Origin of the sequence: Mucilaginibacter gossypiicola (genome assembly GCF_900110105.1) — a bacterium.
GTDB lineage: Bacteria > Bacteroidota > Bacteroidia > Sphingobacteriales > Sphingobacteriaceae > Mucilaginibacter > Mucilaginibacter gossypiicola.
Genome location: NZ_FOCL01000007.1, coordinates 87,352 through 110,574, shown reverse-complemented (window position 1 = coordinate 110,574; position 23,223 = coordinate 87,352). Strand labels below are relative to the sequence as shown.

At 44.6% G+C, this 23,223-nt stretch carries 12 protein-coding genes; 9 read left to right on the top strand and 3 right to left on the bottom strand.

All coding sequences use genetic code 11. From position 1 onward, the window contains the following. Positions 1 to 8 precede the first annotated feature (8 nt). The 4 genes from BMX50_RS22280 (at position 9) to BMX50_RS22265 (ending at position 9,693) form a co-directional block, all read left to right on the top strand. On the top strand, positions 9 to 1,718 hold the full coding sequence (locus BMX50_RS22280) for a RagB/SusD family nutrient uptake outer membrane protein (RefSeq protein ID WP_091214094.1): 1,710 nt from the start codon (positions 9 to 11) through the stop codon (positions 1,716 to 1,718). A 312-nt stretch (positions 1,719 to 2,030) separates the two neighbouring features. Beyond that, positions 2,031 to 5,234 (top strand): glycoside hydrolase family 2 TIM barrel-domain containing protein, encoded by a 3,204-nt coding sequence (locus BMX50_RS22275; RefSeq protein WP_091214089.1) that lies wholly within the window; start codon positions 2,031 to 2,033, stop codon positions 5,232 to 5,234. A 428-nt stretch (positions 5,235 to 5,662) separates the two neighbouring features. Then, a complete protein-coding gene (locus tag BMX50_RS22270) occupies positions 5,663 to 8,419 on the top strand; it encodes a glycoside hydrolase family 2 protein (RefSeq protein WP_091214086.1) in 2,757 nt (918 codons plus the stop codon). Between the two features lie 35 nt (positions 8,420 to 8,454). Beyond that, the gene (locus BMX50_RS22265) at positions 8,455 to 9,693 is read left to right on the top strand and encodes a PQQ-dependent sugar dehydrogenase (RefSeq protein ID WP_244281076.1); all 1,239 of its coding nucleotides are present in this window, start codon (positions 8,455 to 8,457) and stop codon (positions 9,691 to 9,693) included. A 398-nt stretch (positions 9,694 to 10,091) separates the two neighbouring features. Here BMX50_RS22265 and BMX50_RS22260 read toward each other — a convergent pair whose 3' ends face one another. Beyond that, complete coding sequence (locus BMX50_RS22260) at positions 10,092 to 10,664, bottom strand: RNA polymerase sigma factor (RefSeq protein WP_091214082.1); 573 nt, start codon at positions 10,662 to 10,664, stop codon at positions 10,092 to 10,094. Positions 10,665 to 10,786: 122 nt separating this feature from the next. On the opposite strand from BMX50_RS22260, the gene BMX50_RS22255 reads away from it, so the two are divergent. The 5 genes from BMX50_RS22255 (at position 10,787) to BMX50_RS22235 (ending at position 20,065) form a co-directional block, all read left to right on the top strand. Continuing rightward, a complete protein-coding gene (locus tag BMX50_RS22255; RefSeq protein ID WP_167668066.1) occupies positions 10,787 to 11,944 on the top strand; it encodes a FecR family protein in 1,158 nt (385 codons plus the stop codon). 213 nt (positions 11,945 to 12,157) lie between these two features. After that, a complete protein-coding gene (locus tag BMX50_RS22250) occupies positions 12,158 to 15,460 on the top strand; it encodes a TonB-dependent receptor (RefSeq protein ID WP_167668063.1) in 3,303 nt (1,100 codons plus the stop codon). Positions 15,461 to 15,484: 24 nt separating this feature from the next. Next, complete coding sequence (locus tag BMX50_RS22245; RefSeq protein WP_091214070.1) at positions 15,485 to 17,275, top strand: RagB/SusD family nutrient uptake outer membrane protein; 1,791 nt, start codon at positions 15,485 to 15,487, stop codon at positions 17,273 to 17,275. Positions 17,276 to 17,305: 30 nt separating this feature from the next. Continuing rightward, entirely contained in the window at positions 17,306 to 18,283 is a 978-nt protein-coding gene (locus tag BMX50_RS22240) for a discoidin domain-containing protein (protein ID WP_091214066.1), read from the top strand. Between the two features lie 177 nt (positions 18,284 to 18,460). After that, positions 18,461 to 20,065 (top strand): RICIN domain-containing protein, encoded by a 1,605-nt coding sequence (locus tag BMX50_RS22235; RefSeq protein ID WP_091214062.1) that lies wholly within the window; start codon positions 18,461 to 18,463, stop codon positions 20,063 to 20,065. A gap of 75 nt (positions 20,066 to 20,140) precedes the next feature. On the opposite strand, the gene BMX50_RS22230 is transcribed toward BMX50_RS22235, so the two are convergent. Then, positions 20,141 to 21,151 carry a beta-propeller domain-containing protein gene (locus BMX50_RS22230; RefSeq protein WP_143065242.1) on the bottom strand — a complete coding sequence of 337 codons (1,011 nt, stop codon included), beginning with the start codon at positions 21,149 to 21,151 and terminating at the stop codon, positions 20,141 to 20,143. Between the two features lie 31 nt (positions 21,152 to 21,182). Beyond that, positions 21,183 to 23,177 (bottom strand): sialate O-acetylesterase, encoded by a 1,995-nt coding sequence (locus tag BMX50_RS22225; RefSeq protein ID WP_091214054.1) that lies wholly within the window; start codon positions 23,175 to 23,177, stop codon positions 21,183 to 21,185. Positions 23,178 to 23,223: the final 46 nt, after the last annotated feature.

The window sequence follows — 23,223 nt, the reverse complement described above, 5'->3', positions numbered from 1 at the left end:
ATAACGAGATGAAATCAACATATTTAAAAAAGGGACACGTCATTTTTCTCGCTTTGCTGATTGTAAGTGTAAGCGCCTGTAAAAAAAATGCGTTAGATGTACCCCCAAAAGGATTTTTAACAGATGAAACAGCATTTGCATCAGAAGCCAATGCCGATCTTTTTGTTAATGATATATATAGCCAGTTACCCGATCTGAATAATGAAACACAGGCATCAGATCAATACACTGATAATAGCGCGTGTGGTGCTTCGTGGGAAACCGGTCAATCGGTGATCAGGGCAAATGCTTTGAACCCCAGCAATTCAATCGATGGCCCCGCCGGAGCATGGCGTTGGAGATCAACAAACCCAAGCGATCAGAGTAGCTTAGGCAATTATGATAAAATAAGAAAATGCAATATTTTTCTTCAGTTAGCAGCCAAAAACAAGGCAAAATATTCAGATGCATGGTACACCAAACGCGTAGGCGAAGTAACTTATCTCAGGGCATTTTTTTATTCCTTACTGTATACCAATTACGGAGGTGTCCCGATTATTACTGTGCCGCTGGATAACAGAACTGGAGACGATCTGTTCACTGCGCGAAGCACAGCGGAGCAAACACTTGCTTTTATTGAAGCAGATTGTGATGCCGCGGCTGCAGCCTTACCGGTTACTTCAGAGAATGGCCGGGCCACAAAAGGCGCTGCTTTAACTTTAAAGGGATGGGTAGAGCTTTTTGCGGCAAGTCCGCTTAGTAATCCAGCCGGTGATGCCGCCAAATGGGCAAAAGCTGCTGCCACCAACCAACAGGTTATTACCCTTGGGCAATATAACTTATTTCCCGACTATGCGGGCCAGTTTCTCTCAGCCAACAACTGGAATAAAGAAACCATCTTTGCAAGGGGTTATGCAGCACCAAACAGGGGCCACAAACGCGAGGGTATCCTGGGGCCGGTTATTGTTAATGGCGGGCAGCAAGCATGGGGTAACCTGGCACCTACGCAAAACCTGATTGATGAATACGAAATGGACAACGGCAAACCTATAACCGATCCTTCATCGGGCTATGATCCGCAAAACCCTTACGTACACCGCGAACCAAGGTTTTACCAATCTATTGTATATGATGGCTCAACCTGGCAGGGCGATATTTTCAAATCCCGGATCGGCGGCAACAATGAGATCGACCTAAGTTCATCAAGTGATATTTCAAACACCGGTTATAACGGTAAAAAAACGCTTGATGAATCCATTCGGGGCCAAACGAGTTTAAATACTACCCAGGGTACTTCAAACTACATATTCTTCAGGTATGCCGAGGTGTTGCTGAGTTATGCCGAAGCACAAAATGAAGCTGCCGGGCCCGATGCTTCTGTATACGCGGCGGTGAACCAGGTTAGGCAACGTGCAGGCTCGGCATTACCGGCACTTGTTGCGGGTTTAACCAAAGATCAGATGCGCGAGGCTATCAGGCGCGAGCGGCGAATAGAGTTTGTTTTTGAAGACAAGCGCTGGTTCGATATCAGGCGGTGGGATATTACCGCAAAAGGGCCTGCCGTTTTATTGGAGCAAGAATACGGCATGAAGATCACCACAGGTGCCGGGGGTAAACTAATTTATACGCCCGTACCAATATTTAAAAACTCCTTTTCCGAGCATATGAACTGGTTACCGATACCTCTCAGTGTTATAAACCAAAGTCCTAAGCTCACACAAAACCCGGGATATAATTAATTTCATAATCCGGTTTATTAATTGGTTCACGGCCCCGTTAACCCGGGGCCGTGTTTTTTTCCGGATATGCTAAACAACTGCTAAAAGAACTTTTCAGATAATAAAAATGTAATGCTTATTGTACGGACGTCTATTATTTAGAAACAACGCCCAATAAATCAAAAATGCATTATCGGTTGTTTTAGCGTGCTTGAGGTACATTATGCAAATAAAAATGTACAGTATGACAATTTACAGCTGTAAATTTTACATTTATTTGTATCTGAAACGTACAATTATCAATCGCCCCAAAATTTCAAATTATAAATATCTATGAGTAAAACCCTTTTCTCTAAAAAAACTATTGTTCTATTAACGCTAAGCCTTGTTTCCTGTTGCCAGGTAAGCTTCGGTTTCCAGGCTCCTGCCGGAAGCAGGCTATCCGCAACGGATACAGCTTCTGTTCCCAAAGAAATTGAAGATCCTGAAAACATCGGCATCAATAAAGAAGCCAGCCATGCCACGCTAATGCCTTATGCATCGTTAAAGGAGGCCTTAACCGGCAATCGTCATGCGTCATCATTTAGCCGCAGCCTGAACGGGCTTTGGAAATTTAACTGGGTAGACTGGCCGCAGAAACGTCCGGTTAATTTTTACAAACCCGATTATGATGTATCTAAATGGAAGGATATTAAAGTGCCATCCAACTGGCAGGTTGAAGGTTATGGCACTCCCTATTACAGCAATTTTACCTATATCTTTCAGAAAGATTTTCCGAGGGTAATGAGCACCCCGCCCGAAAAATATACCGCGTATAAAGAGCGAAACCCCGTGGGCAGCTATCGCCGTGATTTCATGGTGCCTGCCGAATGGAGCGGACGCCGCATTTTTATCACTTTTGATGGTGTTGATGCCGGTTTCTTTATATGGGTGAACGGCAAAAAAGTAGGTTACAGCGTAAACAGCCGTAATGCTACCGAATTTGACCTTACCAAATACATCAAACCAGGTAAAAACACTTTGGCTGTAGAAGTTTACCGCTTTACTACCGGCAGTTACCTGGAAGATCAGGATATGTGGCGCTTAAGCGGCATTTTCAGAAACGTAACCTTATGGAGCAGCCCCCAGGAGCATATCAGGGATTACTTCGTTAAAACCAATCTGGATAAACAGTATAAAAATGCAGATGTAGTAGTATCAACCAAGGTAAAAAACTACGGTACTGCTGCTGTTAAAGCCCGTGTACTGGATGTAGCTTTATACAATGGCAGTGTACCGGTTCCGGGAGCAACTGTAAAAAAGGCTATCCCTGCCCTGAAGCCGGGCGAAGAGGTTGTTGTTGAAACCAGCTTCCACGTAAACAACCCACAAAAATGGACGGCAGAAACGCCTAAGCTTTACACAACTGTAGTTAAAATCAATGATGGCGCTAACACCGTTGAAACCCTGTCATCCCGCACAGGTTTCAGAAGCACTGAAATTAAAGGCCGCTTGTTCCTGGTTAATGGCGTACCAATTAAGCTAAAAGGTGTAAACCGTCACGAAAACTGGCCTAATGATGGTCACGCGGTTACCGAAGAGCAAATGATCAGGGATATTGTACTCATCAAACAAGCCAACTGTAACCACGTGCGTACCTGCCACTATTCTGATGATCCGCGCTGGTATGAACTGTGCGACCAGTATGGCATTTACCTTGTAGCGGAAGCTAACTTAGAGAACCATGGTGCCTGGGATGAGTTTAATGAAGAACCAAGGATCAAAGCTGCCCTGATTGACAGGAATGTTGCCAACGTGGAGAATTTCAAGAATCATCCATCGGTTATTATCTGGAGTTTAGGTAACGAATGCGGCAGCGGCGGATCAAACTTCAGGGCTATCCTGAAAGTAATTAAAGATATTGATACTACCCGCCCTACACACTACCAGGGTTTCGGTATCGGTAAAAATAATCCTGCCGATATGGACAGCGAAATGTATACCGATGTTGAAAACCTTGAAAAACATGCAAACGACAACACTTTAACCAAGCCATTTTATCTGTGCGAATACGCGCACGCCATGTTCAACTCCATGGGCTCGGTAGATATTTACAACGATCTGTTTGATAAATATCCGCAATTATTAGGCGGCGCTATCTGGGAGTGGCAGGATCAGGGAATCTATAACAACCGTGATCCTAAACACCCTATAACTGCTTTCGGCGGTGGTTTTGGCGAGTACCCTAACGATCAGTACTTTATCCATAAAGGCGTTGTGTTCTCTGATCGTTCATTGAAACCACACTACCCTGAGTTGAAACATGCCTACCAGTGGATCAGCATACATGCTAAAGATCTGAAAAACGGCATTGTTACCATTAAAAACCGCTACCAATTCATCACCCTTAATAGCTTTACTGCCAAATGGACGGTGAGCGAAAACGGCTCAATCATATCTTCAGGTAACCTGCCATTAAAAGAAATTAAACCAGGCGAAGAACAGGATGTAAAAATCCCGTACACAGTTACTCCTAAACCAGGGGCAGAATATTTCCTGAGGGTTTCATTTGATCAGGCTGCTGATAACATGTGGGCCAAAAAAGGATATGAGGTGGCTGCCCAGCAGTTGGAGCTCCCTATAGCCATACCTGCGGCCAAAGAACCGGTTGCAACAGGTAAATTAAGCTTATCAAACGAGGATAATAAGATCAAAGTAAAAGGGGCTGGTTTTGCACTGGAATTTGATATAACCAGAGGTACTTTCAGCAAAATGGAAAAAGACGGCGAAAATGTTTTGCAGGATAATGGCGGCCCGATGCTGCACTTATGGCGCGCGCCTCACCGCAAGGATGACATGTGGGCTTATGATGATTATTGGGTTAAATATGGCATAAAAGAATTGGCATGGAAAACCGATGATGTAAAAGCCACCCAACTTACCAACGGCAATGTAGAGATAAAAGCAAGCCTAACCGGTACAGGCAAACATGATTTTGCTGTTCATCACCAGGCCGTTTACACCATTGATGGAAATGGAAATATTAAAGTTGATAACAGTGTGAGCTTTAATGGTAGTGATAAAATAGTGCTTGGCCGTTTAGGCGTGCGCCTGTTCCTGAAACAGGACGTTAATCAGTTTGAATATTTTGGTCGCGGGCCGATGGAGAATTATGCCGACAGGAAAAGCGGCTTTGATATTGGCCATTACACCAGCACAATAGCTCAACAAATGACACCGTACGAAAAGCCGATGGACTGCGGCAATCACGAGGATGTACGCTGGGCTAAGATATTTACAGCCAAAGGTTCGGGCATTGCGGTAAAAAAAGCCGATGAACTATTCCAGGTAACAGCGTTACCTTATAGCGACGAAGAAATGACCGATGTTGAATACAAAATAGATTTGCCTAAAAGCAAAGGCACCGTATTGTGCATCAGCCACGAAACTTTAGGTGTCGGATCAAACGGTTGCGGCCCTAAACCATTAGAGCAATACAGGGTTTACGCAAAACCTACATCGTTTAGTTACCAGATTCAGTTGTTGGGCAAGAAGTAATTTACTATCCAGACTTACGAAGTTTTAAAAACTTCGTAAGTCTTTACCCGATTAGGATTTTATTAAAAAAACACCATAGTGAGTAAGCAAAAACCACAGCCTGTGAAGGGAATATAACATTTGGCGGGCGGCTTGTCACCCTGAGCTTGTCGAAGGGTCGCGCGCAGAGGCCCTACCCACCATGCTTCGACAGGCTCAGCATGACACCCACGTTTTAATTACGTCATATGAAGTATGATGCAATGAACACGGTTTATGAGCTTTTAATGCTAATCATCCTTCCGGAAACGATTGCATAGTTTTAATTGGGCATATTCTTTTTTTGCAGTTTAAGGTTGAGTAATCTTGTTAACAAACTTAAATACTCCTGTAGTACAACCAATTAACATTTTACCACCAGCCTTCGCAACGGGCACAAATAACCAGTAATGAAAAAAGCACTTCTGCAACTATTGTTCATCGTTTTTTGCTTCAAAGCATCAGGACAACAAACCATCATTAAATACCTTTCGGGTACAGATAAAGACCATACTGTACAATGGGATTTCTTTTGTACCGATGGGCGTAAGAGCGGTCAGTGGACAAATATCCCGGTTCCATCTAACTGGGAATTACAAGGCTTCGGCACCTACAATTACGGACATGATAAAGTTAAGGCTAACGAGCAGGGTTTATACAAGCATGAATTTACCGCCGGCAACTGGCAAAACAAAAAGGTGTTCATCGTTTTTGAAGGCTCCATGACTGATACCAAAGTAACGGTGAACGGCAAACAGGCTGGCCCGGTACACCAGGGCAGCTTTTATCGTTTCAAATATGATATAACCGGCTTAATAAAACCAAACGCCCAAAACCTCCTCGAAGTTACTGTTGCTAAAACATCGGCAAATGAATCGGTAAACGATGCTGAACGCCGCAACAGCGATTTTTGGGTTTTCGGGGGGATTTACCGCCCGGTGTATCTGGAAATTGTACCCGAAACTTTTATTGAAAGGCTCGCCATAAATGCCAAAGCCGACGGCTCCTTTCAGGCCGACGTATACCCGCAGAATTTAAAAGGCGATGAAACCATTGAGGCACAAGTACAAAAGCTAAACGGTGAAAAAGTAGGCCAGCCATTCAGCATAAAAACGAATACTACTGCCGAGCCTCTCGAACTAAAATCGAATTTTAATAAGCCCTTATTGTGGAGCGCCGAGTTCCCTAATCTGTACCAGGTTATCGTAGCGATCAAAAATAAGCAGGGCGTTATACATAGCATTAAGCAAAAATTTGGTTTCCGCACGGTTGAGCTGAGGGTTAATGATGGATTGTATGTAAACGGCGCAAAAATCGTGATGAAAGGCAGCGATCGCCATAGTTTTTGGCCCGAAACCGGTCGTACGCTGAGTCATGAGATTCAATTGATGGATGTTAAGCTGATGAAGCAGATGAACATGAACGCGGTACGCATGTCGCACTACCCTCCCGATGCCGATTTTTTAGACGTTTGCGATTCCCTGGGTATTTATGTGCTTGATGAGCTCACCGGCTGGCAAGCCAATTATGATACAGAAACCGGCCATAAACTGGTTAAAGAACTGGTGCTACGCGATGTAAACCACCCGGCTATCCTGTTTTGGGATAATGGTAATGAAGGCGGCTTTAATAGGGCGTTGGATAATGATTATGGCCTGTATGATCCGCAAAAGCGTACGGTGATCCATCCCTGGGAAAAGTTTAACGGTACCGATACCAAGCATTATCCTGACTATAATTATATGGTTAATGCTGCCGCAAAGGGGCAGGAAGTATTTTTCCCTACCGAGTTTATGCACGGTTTGTATGACGGCGGTGCAGGTGCCGCGCTCGATGATTTCTGGGCACAAATGGTGAAACATCCCCATGGAGCAGGCGGCTTTATATGGGCGTTTTTGGATGAAGCAGTTATCCGTACCGATAAAAACAACACCTATGATGCTGATGGCAACCACGCCCCCGATGGTATTGTAGGCCCGCACCGCGAAAAAGAAGGCAGTTTTTATGCCATTAAAGAGATTTGGGCGCCGGTGTATATTGATCCGCAACCTGTTGATAAAACTTTTAACGGAAAAATACCGGTTGAAAACAGGTATAGCTTCACTAATCTTAACCAATGTACCTTTAAATGGCAGCTGGTTAAATTTCCACCGGCCAGTGCCAAAACAACTGCTGCAATTGTAAGCGCTGCCGGTTCAATGGCAAAGTTTGATCTTAAACCCGGCGAAAAAGGTGTGCTCAATTTTAATCTGCCAGCATCGTGGGCCAAAAGTGATGCGCTGTATCTTACTGCCTATGGAGCTGATAAAAAAGAGATCTTTACCTGGAGCTGGGCATTAAAAGCACCTGCTGTTATTAACAAAATTGTCTCTTCCCCTGTTAAATCACCAATAAAAATCAATGAAACTGATCAGCAACTCCAGGTTGTGTGTGATGGTATCACTTATTATTTCGATAAAACTACCGGCTATATTCAAAAAGTAATTAAGCCATCGGGCACTATTTCCTTATCGGGCGGTCCTATTTTGGCGGGTGTAAATACATCATTAAAGCTGTTTACCAATAAGGCCATTAAAGGCGGGCATATTGTTGAAGCCGATTATGATGGCGACGCTACCCTCCATGTAAAATGGACTTTCACCCCGGGCCAGCCTGCAAAACTGGAATATCAATATACCCAAAAAGGCGATGCCGATTTTATGGGCATCACATTTAACTATCCTGAGGAAAAAATCACCGGGATGAAGTGGCTGGGCCGTGGCCCTTACCGTGTTTGGAAAAACAGGCTTAAAGGTCAGCAATTTGGTGTTTGGCACAAGGCTTATAACAATACCATTACCGGCCAAACCTGGGGTTACCCCGAATTTAAAGGATATCATGCCGAGCTTAACTGGGCTGTGATCGAAAATAAAGAATCACCTTTTACAGTTTATACGACCGATAAAAATATCTACCTGCAAATGCTGCACCCGGCAAGGGAACAGGCCGCCCTCGAAAACAATAACGTTGAACCAGCTTTTCCTGAAGGCAGTATCGGGTTTTTAAATGCAATAAGCCCAATTGGTACCAAGTTTCAGGCGGCTAAAGTAATGGGGCCACAAAGCCAAACCAATCATGCCAGTGGTGAACCGGTAAGCGGCACGCTTTGGTTCGATTTCGGACGTTAAGCACCAAAATTATTAAACCAACCAACAAAACCTTTATGAAACAATTATTTGCTAACAATAAAAAAGGCACCACCCTTTGGAGCATTATGGGCATGAATGCTGTGATGATTATTTGCTCATCATATGTTTTCCCAGGATCTAAACAAAACGTAGCCGAGCCACCGCTTATTACCGTAAAAGTTCAACCAATCAGTTCCAATTTACAATCGCCAACGGCACTCACCTTTCCCGGTAATGGTGATATCTGGGTAACCGAGCAACCCGGCAAAATCCGGATAGTTAAAAACGGTAAACTGCTTGATGAACCTTTACTTGATCTGCGAAGCAAAATGCTGAAAGTGAACAAGGGTTATGAAGAGCGCGGTTTGTTGGGCATCTGTCTGCACCCGCAGTTTAAATCAAATAAAAAGTTTTACGTTTTTTATAGCGCTAATACTACGGGTAAGTTCAACCACAAAGATGTGATAGCCGAGTATAAACTGTCATCTAACTCAAATGAGATCGACCCAAACAGCGGCCGTATTATCCTTGAACAGGATAAACCCGATGGGAATCACGATGGTGGCTGTATCCAATTTGGCCGTGATGGTTATTTATATATATCTTTTGGCGATGGCGGAGGCCAGGGCGATAAGCATGGCGAGATAGGTAACGGACAGAATTTAGGTAACCTGCTTGGTAAGATTTTGCGTGTTGATGTAAATACAAACGCAACCTATAACGTTCCCAAAACCAACCCCTTTGTTGGAAAAAAAGACGCACGACCTGAAATATGGGCTTATGGTTTCCGTAACCCCTACCGTTTTTCATTCGATAAAGCATCGGGGCAATTATTTGCCGGAGATGTTGGGCAGGATTTGTGGGAAGAGGTTGATATTGTAACCAAAGGTGCCAATTATGGCTGGCGCCTAACAGAAGGCACCCATTGTTATAACCCTGCTACCGGCTGCGATATTAAAGGAATTACGATGCCTATTGCTGAATATAGCCATACCGAAGGGATCTCTGTAATAGGTGGTTATGTATATAATGGCAAACAAGTACCTGTTTTAAAAAGCAAGTATGTATTTGCCGATTGGGTAGGCAAAATGTTCTACCTGCAAAAAAGCGGTAGCCAATGGCAACGAGGCAAAATTACATTTCAAAATATCCCGGCTAATTTAAAGATCATCGGTTTTGGCGAGGATCCGGCTGGCGAAGTTTATGTATTGACCAATTCAGATACGGGGCCGGAAAATGCCAATGGTAGTATTTATAAAATTGTGAAGAATTAAAAAATCTGCCGCGGGTTTAGCGTAGCGTAACCCGAGGTGAAACATAGCTAAAGTTTTCAACTTTAGCTCAATTGAGTTTATAAACTAACCCTCCGTCAACCGACAGTATCGCTATTCTCCGTCCGAAGTCACAAGCTTCGGACGGCTTTTTTTAAAGCTGCCGCCCGGCTCCAGCCCACAAGTGCAGGGAAAAAATTATGGATTGTTGATGTAAAAAGCCAAGTCGAGGAGGAACGACGAAACGATCTCATAGCTATGCGAATCGAACATGCATTGGCTACGAGATTGCCACGCTACGCTCGCAATGACATGTTTTTTATTTGTTTTTCTTTTTAATTTTCATTTTCCCGACACCTGAGGGCTTTAAGCGAACAGCAGCAGAACGATAGCGCCAGTAATCACATAAAATAAAAAAACACCAAAAGATAAATATGCTTTAAGCAACCCTTAAGATGTTTTACAGCTAAAGCCAATTGATTTTCGACAGTGCGTTTTGAGATATTGAGGCGCTCTGCAATTTCCGAATTGGAGAGGTTATCAAACCGGCTCAGTTCAAAAATTTCCTGACAACGTTTGGGTAATTGATCTAAATGATTGCTGAGCAGGTTGTCAATTTCAGATTGCCTGATCCGGGTTTCCCCTTCGTTACTTTCATGTCTTCCTTCAATAACAATATCCTCTTTAAAAACAATTTCAAGCTTAACCGCTTTCCGACGTTTGTAGATCTGGAAGCGGACGGAGGTTTGCATAAAATTGGAGAAAGAAGTTATTTTCAATTCTTTTCTCCGGTTCCAGATACTTACAAAAACATCATTAACAGCCTCGGCACAAACCTCGTCATCGTCCAGGTAATAATGAGCGGTTTTGTACAGGCTAATCCAGTAACGATCGAACAACAAATCGAATGCTGTTTGATCATCGTGGCGTACAGATTGCCATAGTTCAAGATCTGTTTTTGAGTATTTTAACATTATAACTGGTATTATAAAAATAATCAAAAAAAATGTCAAAACCGCACAATAAAATCTAAAAAATACAAAAAAAGTATGTGAGCTTTTCGATGAACCGGGTACTATACTTATATAAACCACAAATGTCGAAGCAAGATTTTATTTCACTTTACGAAAAGTTCCTTTCCGGACAATGTACCGACGAAGAAAAGCAGCTTTTGGAGAGCCATTACTCCGAAATAAAACTCATGAACAATGAGTGGGACAATACACTTGGCGATGAAGAGGTTATCAAAGCCCAAATCATAGCTAAAATGCAGTCGGAATTGGATTTTAGCAAGCCGATTGAGATTACCCAAAAGCGGTCAAATGCCTGGCTAAAGTACGCCGCCAGCATAGTTTTCCTACTCTCGTCAGGGCTTTTTTCATGGCATTATTGGGAACAAAAAACACGAAATAACCAATCGGTCAATAATATTTTGCCGGGTAAAAACCAGGCTTATCTTACCTTATCCAACGGACAATCTATCATCCTTAACAACACAAAAAACGGGCAAATAGGCGGAACATCCGGAGTTATTATTAAAAAAATAAGCGACAGTATACTTTCATATACTAAAAACAATAACACAAATAATAACATTAAAAATACAATCGTTCCCGATAGCAATTCGCTGACTGTACCACGCGGGGGTATCTATCAAACCATCCTGTCCGACGGTACAAAAGTCTGGCTTAATTCAGCTTCCTCTATCAAATATCCTGTAGCATTTGCTGGCAAAGAACGCCGGGTGGTGCTAAGCGGTGAGGCATATTTTGAAGTAGCTAAAAACAGAAAAATGCCTTTTAAAGTGACCGTTAACGGAATGAATGTACAGGTATTGGGCACGCACTTTAACGTAATGGGTTATCCCGAAGATAAAGAGGTTAAAACTACGCTTTTAGAAGGTTCGGTAAAGCTACAATCGGCCCATAATAATACCCGCCTGGTACCGGGACAACAGGGCGTATTTAATAACACTGGCTTTACCGTGGCCACGGTAAATACCGACGACGTAGTGGCCTGGAAAGAAGGTTTTTTTGTATTTGATAATGAAAGCATTGAAAGCACCATGCAAAAAATAAGCCGCTGGTATAATGTGGAAGTGGTATTTGAAAACAAAAATAGTATGTCAAACCAGCACAGTTTCGGAGGTACAATTTCGCGGCATAAAAATATCGATATCGTGCTTAAAGCACTCGAAGCAACAGGATCAGTTCATTTTAAAATTACTGAAAGGAGGATCACAGTGATGGATTAACGGCTACCTAAAAACCTCATTACAAAATCCTTATGTAAAAAGAGACCAGGAGCAGGTCGGAGCGCCCCCGGTCAAATACCTTTCGGCATAAGGGTTACCAACCGATTATTTCCTTACAACCAATTATTTACTAACCCTAACCAAATGTATAAATTTTTCATTGCATTCCCATGCAACTGGGACCGGCGTGTCCTGTTCAAAATTTTGCTGATAATGAAGCTCACGTTTGTTTTATTGCTGGTTGCCTTACTCCATGTAAGCGCGGCCACCTATTCGCAAAACATCAGTTTAAAGGTAAAAGATGTTACACTTTTAGATGTTTTTAAGCAGCTGCACCGGCAAAGCGGTGTTGAGTTTGTTTACGATAACAAAATGCTGAAAGAGGCAAAACACGTGAGCATCAACGCCGTGAACGAACCTTTATCTGCCGTGCTCGACAGGTGCTTTTCGCAGCAGCCCCTCACCTACGAGATCATCCAGAATATGATCATTATTAAACAACGGCCTATCGATAACGCGCCGGATAGTAAGACGTTAGCCATAACGGTAACGGGTAAAGTTACAGACGAGAAAGGCATCCCCCTCCCCGGTGTAACTGTAAAGCTAAAAGACGGCCCCGCAAGTACATCAACCCGTAAAGATGGCTCGTACTCGATAAAACTACCCGACGGTAATGGTACGCTGGTGTTCACATTTATTGGTTTCGCCACACAGGAAGTACCGGTAAATAATAAACATGAAATCAATGTTGTGCTGAAGGAAACAGCTACCGGCTTAAATGACGTTGTAGTAGTTGCCTACGGACAGCAAAAAAAAGTTAGCATGATAGGTGCGATAAGTACCATCAAAGCCGAAGACCTTAAACAGCCAGTGGCCAACCTTTCAGATCTGATTGCAGGTCGCGTAGCCGGTGTTATCGGCGTACAACGCAGCGGGCAGCCGGGATATGATAACGCGGAGATCTATATTCGTGGTATCGCTACCTTTACCAGCAGCAGTCCGCTTGTATTGGTTGATGGCGTTGAAAGGGACCTCGCCAACGTAGATCCGGAAGATATAGCCAGTTTCAGTATTTTGAAAGATGCTTCGGCTACAGCCGTTTATGGTGTGCGCGGCGCCAACGGCGTTATTATCATTCAAACCAAAAAAGGTAAACCAGGCAAAGCTACCATTAACGCGCAGTATGATCAGGGTGTAACCCAGTTTACCCGCATCCCTAAATTTGCCGATGGTGTTACCTATATGCAAATGGCTAATGAAGCCTACAAAAGCAGTAACCCGAATGATCCCCTGCCTAAATACAGCGACGATCGTATCCAGAAAACAGCCAGTGGCGCTGATCCCGACCTTTATCCTAATGTAGATTGGTTTAAGGTTTTGTTTAACAAATTTGGTCAAAACCGCCGGGCAAGGGTCAACGCCAACGGCGGGTCAGAAAGCGCACAATATTATTTATCTGTTGGATATTATAACGAGAATGGTTTATATAAAACAGATCAGCTGGCTAACTATAATTCGTCCATTAAGTTTGACAGGTATAATTTTACCTCAAACTTAACCCTCAATGTTACCAAAACCACCAAGGTTGATTTCGGCGCCTCTGGCTGGATCAGTAATGGTAACTACCCCGGCAGTTCGGTTGACGCTATTTGGGGCTCGGCCTATGTGATGCCCCCTATTGTGATCCCTCCGGTTTATTCCAACGGCCTGCACTCACAGATCCGTACCGGCGATGTGTTAAACCCCTACAACCTGCTTACACAAAGCGGCTATGTAAATGAGTTCAGGAGCCAGCTGTGGAGCAATATCCGGATAACACAGGATTTGGGAAAGATACTGAAAGGACTCTCGGCTACAGCCATGTACTCGTTTGATAACTACAATACGCATACCATAAGCCGCACAAAAACGGTTGATGGATACCTCGCTACCGGTCGGGATGATAAAGGCAACCTGCTCCTGGATAAAACCTCCATCGGTACCAGCTTTTTGGGTTATAACCGTTCAAACGGAGGTACGCGCCAGTTTTATACCGAAGCAGCTGTTAATTACAACAATACCTTCGGGAAACACGCGGTTACCGGTTTGATCCTTTACAATCAATCGGACAGGGAAGATGCCTTTGCCAATGACTTCATCAGCTCCATCCCCTACCGCTACATGGGCCTTGCCGGTCGTGTTACTTATGCCTACAATAACAAATACCTCGCCGAAGCCAACTTTGGCTATAACGGTTCTGAAACTTTTGCGCCTGATCATCGCTTTGGATTTTTCCCTTCATTCGGCTTAGGATGGGTGATCTCTGAAGAATCTTTTTTCAAACCCCTGGCCAGCACCTTCCAGTTTTTGAAACTGAGGTACTCATACGGTGTTGTCGGTAACAGCAATATCGGCGGCCGAAGATTTGCCTATATCTCAACTGTTGGCGGCGGCAACGGCAACTACTCGTACGGTCAAAACGGTACCGACCAAAGTCTGAACGGCCTTGATATTGGCGATTACGCCGTAAGCGTAACCTGGGAAAAGGCTAAAAAGCAAAATCTGGGTATTGAGTTTAAAATGCTCGATAATGCGATCTCCTTAACTGCCGACGTTTTCCAGGAAAATCGCACCGGCATTTTCAGGCAGCGCGGTGACGTGCCAACCTATACCGGGATCCGCACCCTGCCCTATGCCAACCTTGGCGAAGTGCATAACCGGGGCATCGACGCTACATTGGATATCAACAAACGGATTGGCACCAACTGGGTGGCATCCTTCAGGGGCAACTTTACCTGGAACAGGGCTATAGTAATTAACGATGCCAACGCCCCCTGGCCATACCCTTGGCAGCAACGTATTGGACGTAAGCTTGGCCAGCGGTTTGGCTATACTGATCTTGGCTTGTTTCAAAGCGACGCCGATGTGGCCAACAGCCCTTACCAAACCGGCGTAAACAAGCCAGGCGATATCAAATACAAAGACCTGAACGGCGACGGCAAGATCGATAATTTTGATCAGGGACCTATCGGTTACGGCAGCATCCCGGAAATTGTTTATGGTTTTGGCCCTACCATCAGCTACAAAGGTTTCTCTGTAGCAGGCTGGTTTAAAGGCATCAGCAATGTTGATGTATCCTTAAACGGCGACGGCCTGCAGCCCTTTAGTCAGGGTGGCGAACGCGGCAACCTGCTTGCCCAAATTACCGACAGGTGGACACCTAACAGCACCAATCCCCGTCCGTTTTATCCGCGCCTTACTTACGGTAATGATAATATGAACTACGCCAACAGCACCTGGTGGGTTAAAAACGGCGCGTTTATGCGCCTGCAAACCCTGCAGCTTAGCTATGATTTTGCCGGTGCAAAATGGCTGCGTTCGGTAGGCATGTCAAACTTCAACATCTATTTTATCGGCTACAATTTATGGACGGTAAGTGGCTTTAAGCTTTGGGATGTAGAGCTTGGCGATGGTCGTGGGGCGCAATATCCGCTGTTAAAAACTTATAATATGGGCATCAAATGCACCTTTAAATAATTGATCATACAATATATATTAATTATGAAAAATACTATCATAAAGTGCAGCACTGTAATACTAACAGTAACCCTGCTATTTAGCAGCGGCTGTAAAAAATATCTGGACCAGGTACCTAATGACAGGATCACCATCGAACAGGTATTCCAAAAGAAAGGCCCTTCCGAGCAATACCTCGCTAATATTTACAGTTACGTAGATGACCTATCCGAACAATGGACCCAAAACCCATGGCTCGGTAATGCCGACGAGGTGGATATAACCTGGTCTAAATACACCATTTACGATCTCAACATCGGTAACATAGGCCCAAGCAATGCTATATTCGATAGGTGGAACTACTATTACAACGGCATCCGTTCGGCCACCTACTTTTTAAACCACATTGATGGCAACGCCGAAATTCTGGCATTGAACGGCCAGCAGCTAATTGATCAGTACAAAGCCGAAGCCCGCTTTTTGCGCGCCTATTTTTATTTTCTGCTGATGCGCCAGTATGGCCCTGTAGTTTTGGTTGGAGAAAAAGAGATCCCTGCCGATGCCACAGCCGATGCCATGCAGTTACCCCGCAGCTCATATGATGACTGCGTGAACTATGTAAGCAGTGAGTTGGATAAAGCCGCGGCGGTATTACCAAGGGTTGCATCTAATAACGGCCAGGCCAGCGATGTGCAGGCCGGTCGGGCGACAATTGGGATGGCATTGGCTGTAAAAGCGAGAATGTTACTTTATGCTGCAAGTCCGCTGTATAATGGCAATACCGATTATGCTTCGTTTAAAGGATCGGATGGCAAACCTTTAATCAATCAAACCTATGATTTGCAGAAATGGAAAAAAGCTGCCGATGCAGCTAAAGCTGTTATTGATTTAGGGTTATATCAACTATACAAAGATGGCAGCGGTGATCCTGTAAAATCATACCAGGGTATTTTCTTACAGCAATGGAATTCGGAACAGATCTTCAACCGTAAATCAAACAACCTGCCTACCTGGGATACCCACTGTATGCCGCGCCAGGCCGGGGGCTGGGATGGCATTGGCGTAACGCAGGAACAGGTTGATGCTTACTTTATGAAGGATGGCAAACCGATCACCGAATCATCATTGTATTCCGAAACCGGTTATACCAGCGTAAATGGCGTACAGGTTTATAATATGTATATCAACCGCGAGCCAAGGTTTTATGCTTCGGTAACTTATAATAACGCGGTTTTCCAGGGAGGCAATATGCAATCGGCAGCGCCCATCAGCTTTTTTGTGAGCGGGCCTAACAGCAAAAACGGTCACCCCACTGATTTTACCAAAACCGGCTACCTGGTACGTAAAAATGTGGGTACGCAAACCAACGCGGGTTCGGGCGGTAATGGTGCGCAGCAGGCGCGTCCGCTGGCCTTGTTTAGACTGGGCGAGGTTTATTTAAATTATGCCGAGGCCTTGAACGAATATAGCCCCGGCGATGCCGATATCGTAAAATACCTAAACCTGATCAGGGAGCGGGCCGGTGTGCCGCAATATGGCACTACCGATCTGCCCATCCCGCCAAGCCAGGCAGATATGCGTACCCGTATCCACCAGGAGCGTCGGGTTGAGCTGGCTTTCGAATCCATCCGATGGTTTGATATCCGCCGCTGGAAAATTGCAGCGCAGGTAATGGGCGATGTACACGGTATGAACATGAACAAGGATGGTGACGACTTTTATAAACGTACTGTTGTAAGCAATCACCTGTTCAGATCGCCGGCCTCCTATTGGTTCCCGATAAGCCAGTACGATATGGACCGTTCAAAACTGGTTGTTCAAAACCCCGGATGGTAAGCAATTGATTAATTATTCAGTAAGAGAAGTATGAAAATTCAACATATTTTAAAGTTCATGGGCCTGGTGGCCCTTGTTCAAAGCACCGTTTTATCGGGCTGTAAGGATAATGTAGTTTTACCTTACCAGCCGATAGACAGCTATAACCAAATTTACATGCCCGAGGCCGTAAATGGCCCGGTAGTGAAAACACTAAAAATAACCGATAGCGCACAAACCCTTGTTTATGGCGCCAACTATGGCGGTCAGGGATATCCGGGCAGCGACATCTCCGTTAACTTCGCGGTTAATAAAGCACTGGCCGATAGTTTTAACGTGGCCAATAAAACCAGCTACCCGCTTTTGCCCGATGGCAGTTATACGTTATCGGCAAATTCGGCGATTATTCCGAAGGGCAAGGTAAGCACAACGCCTTTAACCATCAGTCTAAAAACCAATGGAACAGGCGCAATGGACGCTTTAAAAACTTATATTTTACCCGTAGGTATTAGCGGTAACCCGGTAAAAGTGCGCGAAGCTTTACGTACTACTTTCTATATCCTTAAAGCCCAGCCCGATTTTAACGATTATTCAAATTATGATCGTGCTAACTGGGCTATCATAGGCTTTTCATCGCAGGAGGCTAATGGAGAAGGCCCCAACAACGGGCGGGCCGTATTTGCCCTTGACGGCAATACCTCAACTTTCTGGCATACCCAATGGTCGGGCGGTTCGCCGGGGCCACCACATTATATCATCATTGATATGAATGATGTTAAAACCCTCCATGGCGTGTCATTTGTCGGCCGCCAGGCTGATGGAGGCGGTAAGCCCAATGAGGTCAATATCCAGGTAAGTCTCGATAATACCACCTGGACGGATGCCGGCACATTCAACTTATTAAACAACAAAGACCTGCAAAAGCAATTTTTGCCTAACGGGTTTAAAAGCGCCAGGTACATCAAAGTGATCGTTAACTCGGCATACAATGCCTCCTATACGCAGGTGGCCGAATTTAACGCTTTCTAATAGATAACGATCAACAGGCGGCACACTAACCGCCTGTTGATTAATGCCCTACACTATACTGAAAACATATTTTTTGCCGGAAAATGCCGGCCCGGGATGTCTTTGCCATAATAGCCGCCTCCCGCTTTCATCTGCATACCAATCAATTTATCAATCTATAAACAAAAACAACAAACCATGAAGAAGAAACACTTAACAAACAACAAACCCATGCGCTTCTTTTTGCCGCTTGCCGCCGGCTTGGCGTTAACGTTTTCGGCCTGTAAAAAGAGCGATTTTGTAAAGGCTAACACCGATCAAAAACCGGCCGGTCAAAAATTGAGCACCCACAATGTGGTGAATCCCGGCAATGCCGATCTCGCTTTTAATGCCTACAATAACGCTTTTTTAGTAAACTCCGGAGGGCAAACGTATTACAAAAAATCCATTAGCGACGGTACTGCCGATGGCACCTGGGTAGCCTCGCTGGATATTTTGGTGGCCGAAGATGCCTACGAGCGTACAGGCAGCGCAGCCCACAAAACACTGGTTAACAACCTATGCACCACCTGGCTGCAAAATACGCCCGTACCCTGGACCTGGGACGGATGGAACGATGACATTGGCTGGTTTTCGCTGGCGCTTATCCGCGGCTACCAAATCACCAATAACTCCAACTTTTTAACGCAGGCCAAATATGGTTTTGATATGGCCTACGCCCGCGGTTGGGATACGCAATACAACGGAGGCGGTATATGGGAGCAACAACCCGACAAAACTCCGGCCGGCGAACCAATCAACAAACAAGCGTTATCCAACAACAGCCTCGGCAAGGTGGCTTGCTACATTTATCAAAGCACACACGATCAAAACTACCTGAATAAAGCCATCCAGATCTACGATTGGGTTTGGAACCATATTTATAATTCAAATACCGGGCAGGTTTACGCGGGGATAGATCGTAATAATGTGGTTGATACAGGATCGGCGGTGTATAACCAGGGCACTTTTGTTGATTACGCTAATTTACTTTACCAGATAACCGGGAATGTAAATTATTACAATGATGCCAAACGATCAATTGATTACGTAAAAAACAATATGACCACCAATGGCATCATTACCAATAACGCCGGTTACCTTAACACCTGGGGTGATGAATTTGCGCGCGGGCTGGGCCACTTTGTAAGGGATAATCGCATGTGGAGCACCTACTACGCATGGATGGTACAAAATGCCAACGCCATTTGGAATAACCGCCGCACCGATTATAACATTACCTGGAACGGCTGGGACCAGGCTACCCCTACCGATAATACTTTAACCACCAGCAAATTTGCAAGCGCGGTGGCATGGCTGCAATATACCCCCGGCGCACAACCCGACGAAATTGCCGGTATGCATTACGTAGTAAGCAATCAAAACGGTGTAGCGGTTGATAACAACAATACGGCTACCAACGGCGCAGGAGTTGTGCAATGGGGCTTAAACCACGGCCAAACTCAAAAATGGAATTTTACCCAGAATGAGGATAGCTCATGGAATATTGTAAGTCAAATGAGCTGGCTGGCGCTGGATGTTCCGGGCGGTGCTACAACCAACGGTTTGCAACTGGATCAATGGACGCCAACCCGGGCTAACAATCAACGCTGGTGGGTTGACAAGCAATCTGACGGTACCTATAAAATCTGGAGCCAGGCTACAAGCGGTGCTTTGGATAATTCAAGCTCATCTGTAAACGGCTACAAGCTTGTACAATGGGGATGGAATGGGGGTGCGCAGCAACGCTGGCTATTGCAGTAAGGATTAATGTAATAGAATAAGTAAGGCGCGTACATAAAAGTGTACGCGCCTTACTTATTCTATTATTTAAAAACGCTATTTAAACTCCCCGAAATGTGCGTTTTCAGTACTATCATCAGGATCATTGAGCAATTGGATTGTTGTAGCCGGCCCCAGGTTTACCGGCGGCTGCCATGAGCGCAGCGCCCACACAACTTTTTTATCGGGTGTAATTTCAATTGCCTGCACAGGTGGATTATTAGTATCAAGCTTTCCGCTCCATTGGTTAAACCAATTATTAGTTAAAGTATTGCCATTAGGCAACCGCACAGCCAATTGTGGATTAGTTAGTTTATAACCGGCAATATCAGCTAAGGAGCAATTCCATATCAACTTACCATCGCGTGCATACTCGCGCACAAAATTATCATTACTTGCAACCAGTATATTCCCGCTTTTTAACGACACTGCCGACCAAACACCAGGAACATCAATCGATAATAATTCATTACCGTTAGTATCATATTCACAAACTTTGCCCAAATCCATATGGGCTATAAGCAGCGTTCCGGCCGGTGTAAGGCGGGCATGTCTTATTTGGCCATGAGTGCCGCTTATAAACGGCAGTGTAAACTCTTTTTCAATTTTATTAGTGCCTACATTAATCACCATCACTTTGGCAGGGTTGCCGTTTTGTACAATTAAAACATGGTTTTTACCAATAAGCTGTGCAGTATGCGTTTCAAAACCATCGGGGGCATCATAATACCATAGCACTTTTTTATTGCGATTTATTAAGGTTACGCCAAACTGGTGGGCAAACAACACATTCCCGTTTTTCATGAGTATGGCATCGCTTATTTCGCCTTTACCGGTGGTGTCAATGTACTGCCATGTTATTTTCCCGCCGCGTATAATGTACATGTTGCGGGCTTTTGCTTCACCGGCGTAAAAAAAGTCGTACTGTTTAAGGCCCTTCCCGGGTAAAACTTCGGGTGCAACGGGTGTCTGCTGGGCAATAACCACATTGATACCACTGCATAGCGGCAATGCCAGAAGCACCCCAAAACGGAACACCCCGCGAAAGCTTGAATTGCTCTTGTTCATATTTTTCATAATTGATAACTGCTCAAACAAATTACATCCCGCCTTCACTTGTAAAAGTAGCCGCAGGCAAACCTTCTTTGTTAAATAAACTGGCGCTGCTGCCATCACTCCAGGCGTACCGTACATAAACCGGGACTGCTATAGATGGACTGCTAACCACCACTTTGTTATTAACTATTTTTGCTTCTGCCTTAACGTAAGCTTTATCTGCCCCCGCTATTTCAAAGTTAAAAAGTCCCTGGTTTGATGCAAGCAACCCGCCGCCTATCGACTCAAATTCAACTATCAGCTTGTTGCCTTTCATGATTGTTTTTTTATACAAAGGCCCCGACGCTACAAGCATTTTTTCTCCATATTCGTTTTTCAGGGCGAATGTTGCCAAACGCTTCCCTACCTCCTGTTTATACGGCGGATGGGCTGTTTTCAGGTAGCCGATATCAAGCGTGGTTACCATTCCGGTTTTAGGTAGCTTTAAAGCATAACGCTGTGCGTCGCGAAGCTTTTGCGATTGTTCTTTTTGGTCGGCGGCCGGGTACAAAAACGGCGCTATTTGCACGTAGTAAAAGGGCAGCTGCTTTCCCCATTGAGTTCTCCAGTCCTCAATCATTAGCGGGAACAGTTTTTTATACTGTTCGGCCCTGCCAACGTTTGATTCTCCCTGGTACCAGATCACCCCTTTTATCGTATAAGGGATCAACGGATTAATCATCGCATTAAACAAAGTTGTAGGTGAATTACTGTTTAATTTATTAACATCCGGCCTGCGACTGATATCTTTCTGCAAACCGTAACTATAAAACCTACCATTCAAAAGCTCGGCAACCAAACGAAATTTCCAATCACCGGCCAGGTTAATAGTCCCCCCTTTATTATCAGATATCGCAATGTCTCCGCCTACAAGGCCTTGCCCACCGATATCAATAATCCGGATAGCAATAACGTTATTGCCCTGTTTCAAAAGTTCCTTTGGGATAATGATATTCCGCGGGGTACTTGCATAGCCCCGGCCAACAAAACCACCAACGTATTTACCGTTGATATGGATAGCATCCATATCATCTATAAAACCAATCTTCAGCGTATAATTAGCCGAGGTATCTCTTACTACGAATACCCCCCTCACCCATACTGCACCGTCTATCTCGTGGGAATTTAACACATCTATCCGGCCGGGAAGTTTAATGCTACTCCAGTGCGAATCATCAAATTCAAAATTCGCCGCTGCCTGATCGTCAAAACTGATGTTACGCCATTGCTCGTCTGTTTCAGGGACTTTTAGCTGTGGTACATTTTTAAACCAATCATCTATAGAAGCCTGAAATGTTTCAAAACCACTTATTACACTGTTAAAATCGTTAAGTTTTTCAAGACTTGCTTTACTTGTCCAGGCCTCGGCAGGTGTTCCACCTATTGAGGATTGTATGATTCCAATGGGCACATGCAGCTTTTGCCGGAGCCTGCGGGCATAAAAATAGGCAGTAGCGCTAAAATCGCCGGCGGTTTGGGGCAATGTGGTAACCCATTTAGCATTGATTGAATTTAGTGGAGTTACTGAGATACCAAACGGAACTTTAAAAAACCTAATCTCCGGATAATTTGCATTTTCTATTTCCTGCTTTGAATTTAATATCGTGTCGCCCGGTGGCCACCCCCTGACGGGGATATCCATATTTGACTGTCCAGACGCCAGCCAAACCTCACCAATCAGTACATCTTTTATCATGATAGAGGTGTCGGCTGTTTTTATGGCAATAATGTATGGACCGCCTGCCGCGGGTGTTGAAAGTTTTGCTTTCCAATTCCCCCCGGCATCGGCAACTGAAGATATCCGTTGCCCCCAGTTAGCAGTAATGGTTAGTTTTTGACCGGGAGCAGCCTGCCCCCACAAAGCCGCTTTTTGTTTTTGCTGGATCACCATATGGTCTGAAAAAAGCGACGAAACAGTGAGCCGCTTTTTTACGGGCGGTACTGCAGAAAATACAAGTTGCCCCAAAGCCATGGCAATTAAAAAAAATAAGAATTTCATAGGTACAGATAAATCGGTTGAGGTGTTCAATTATTAAATTGTATAC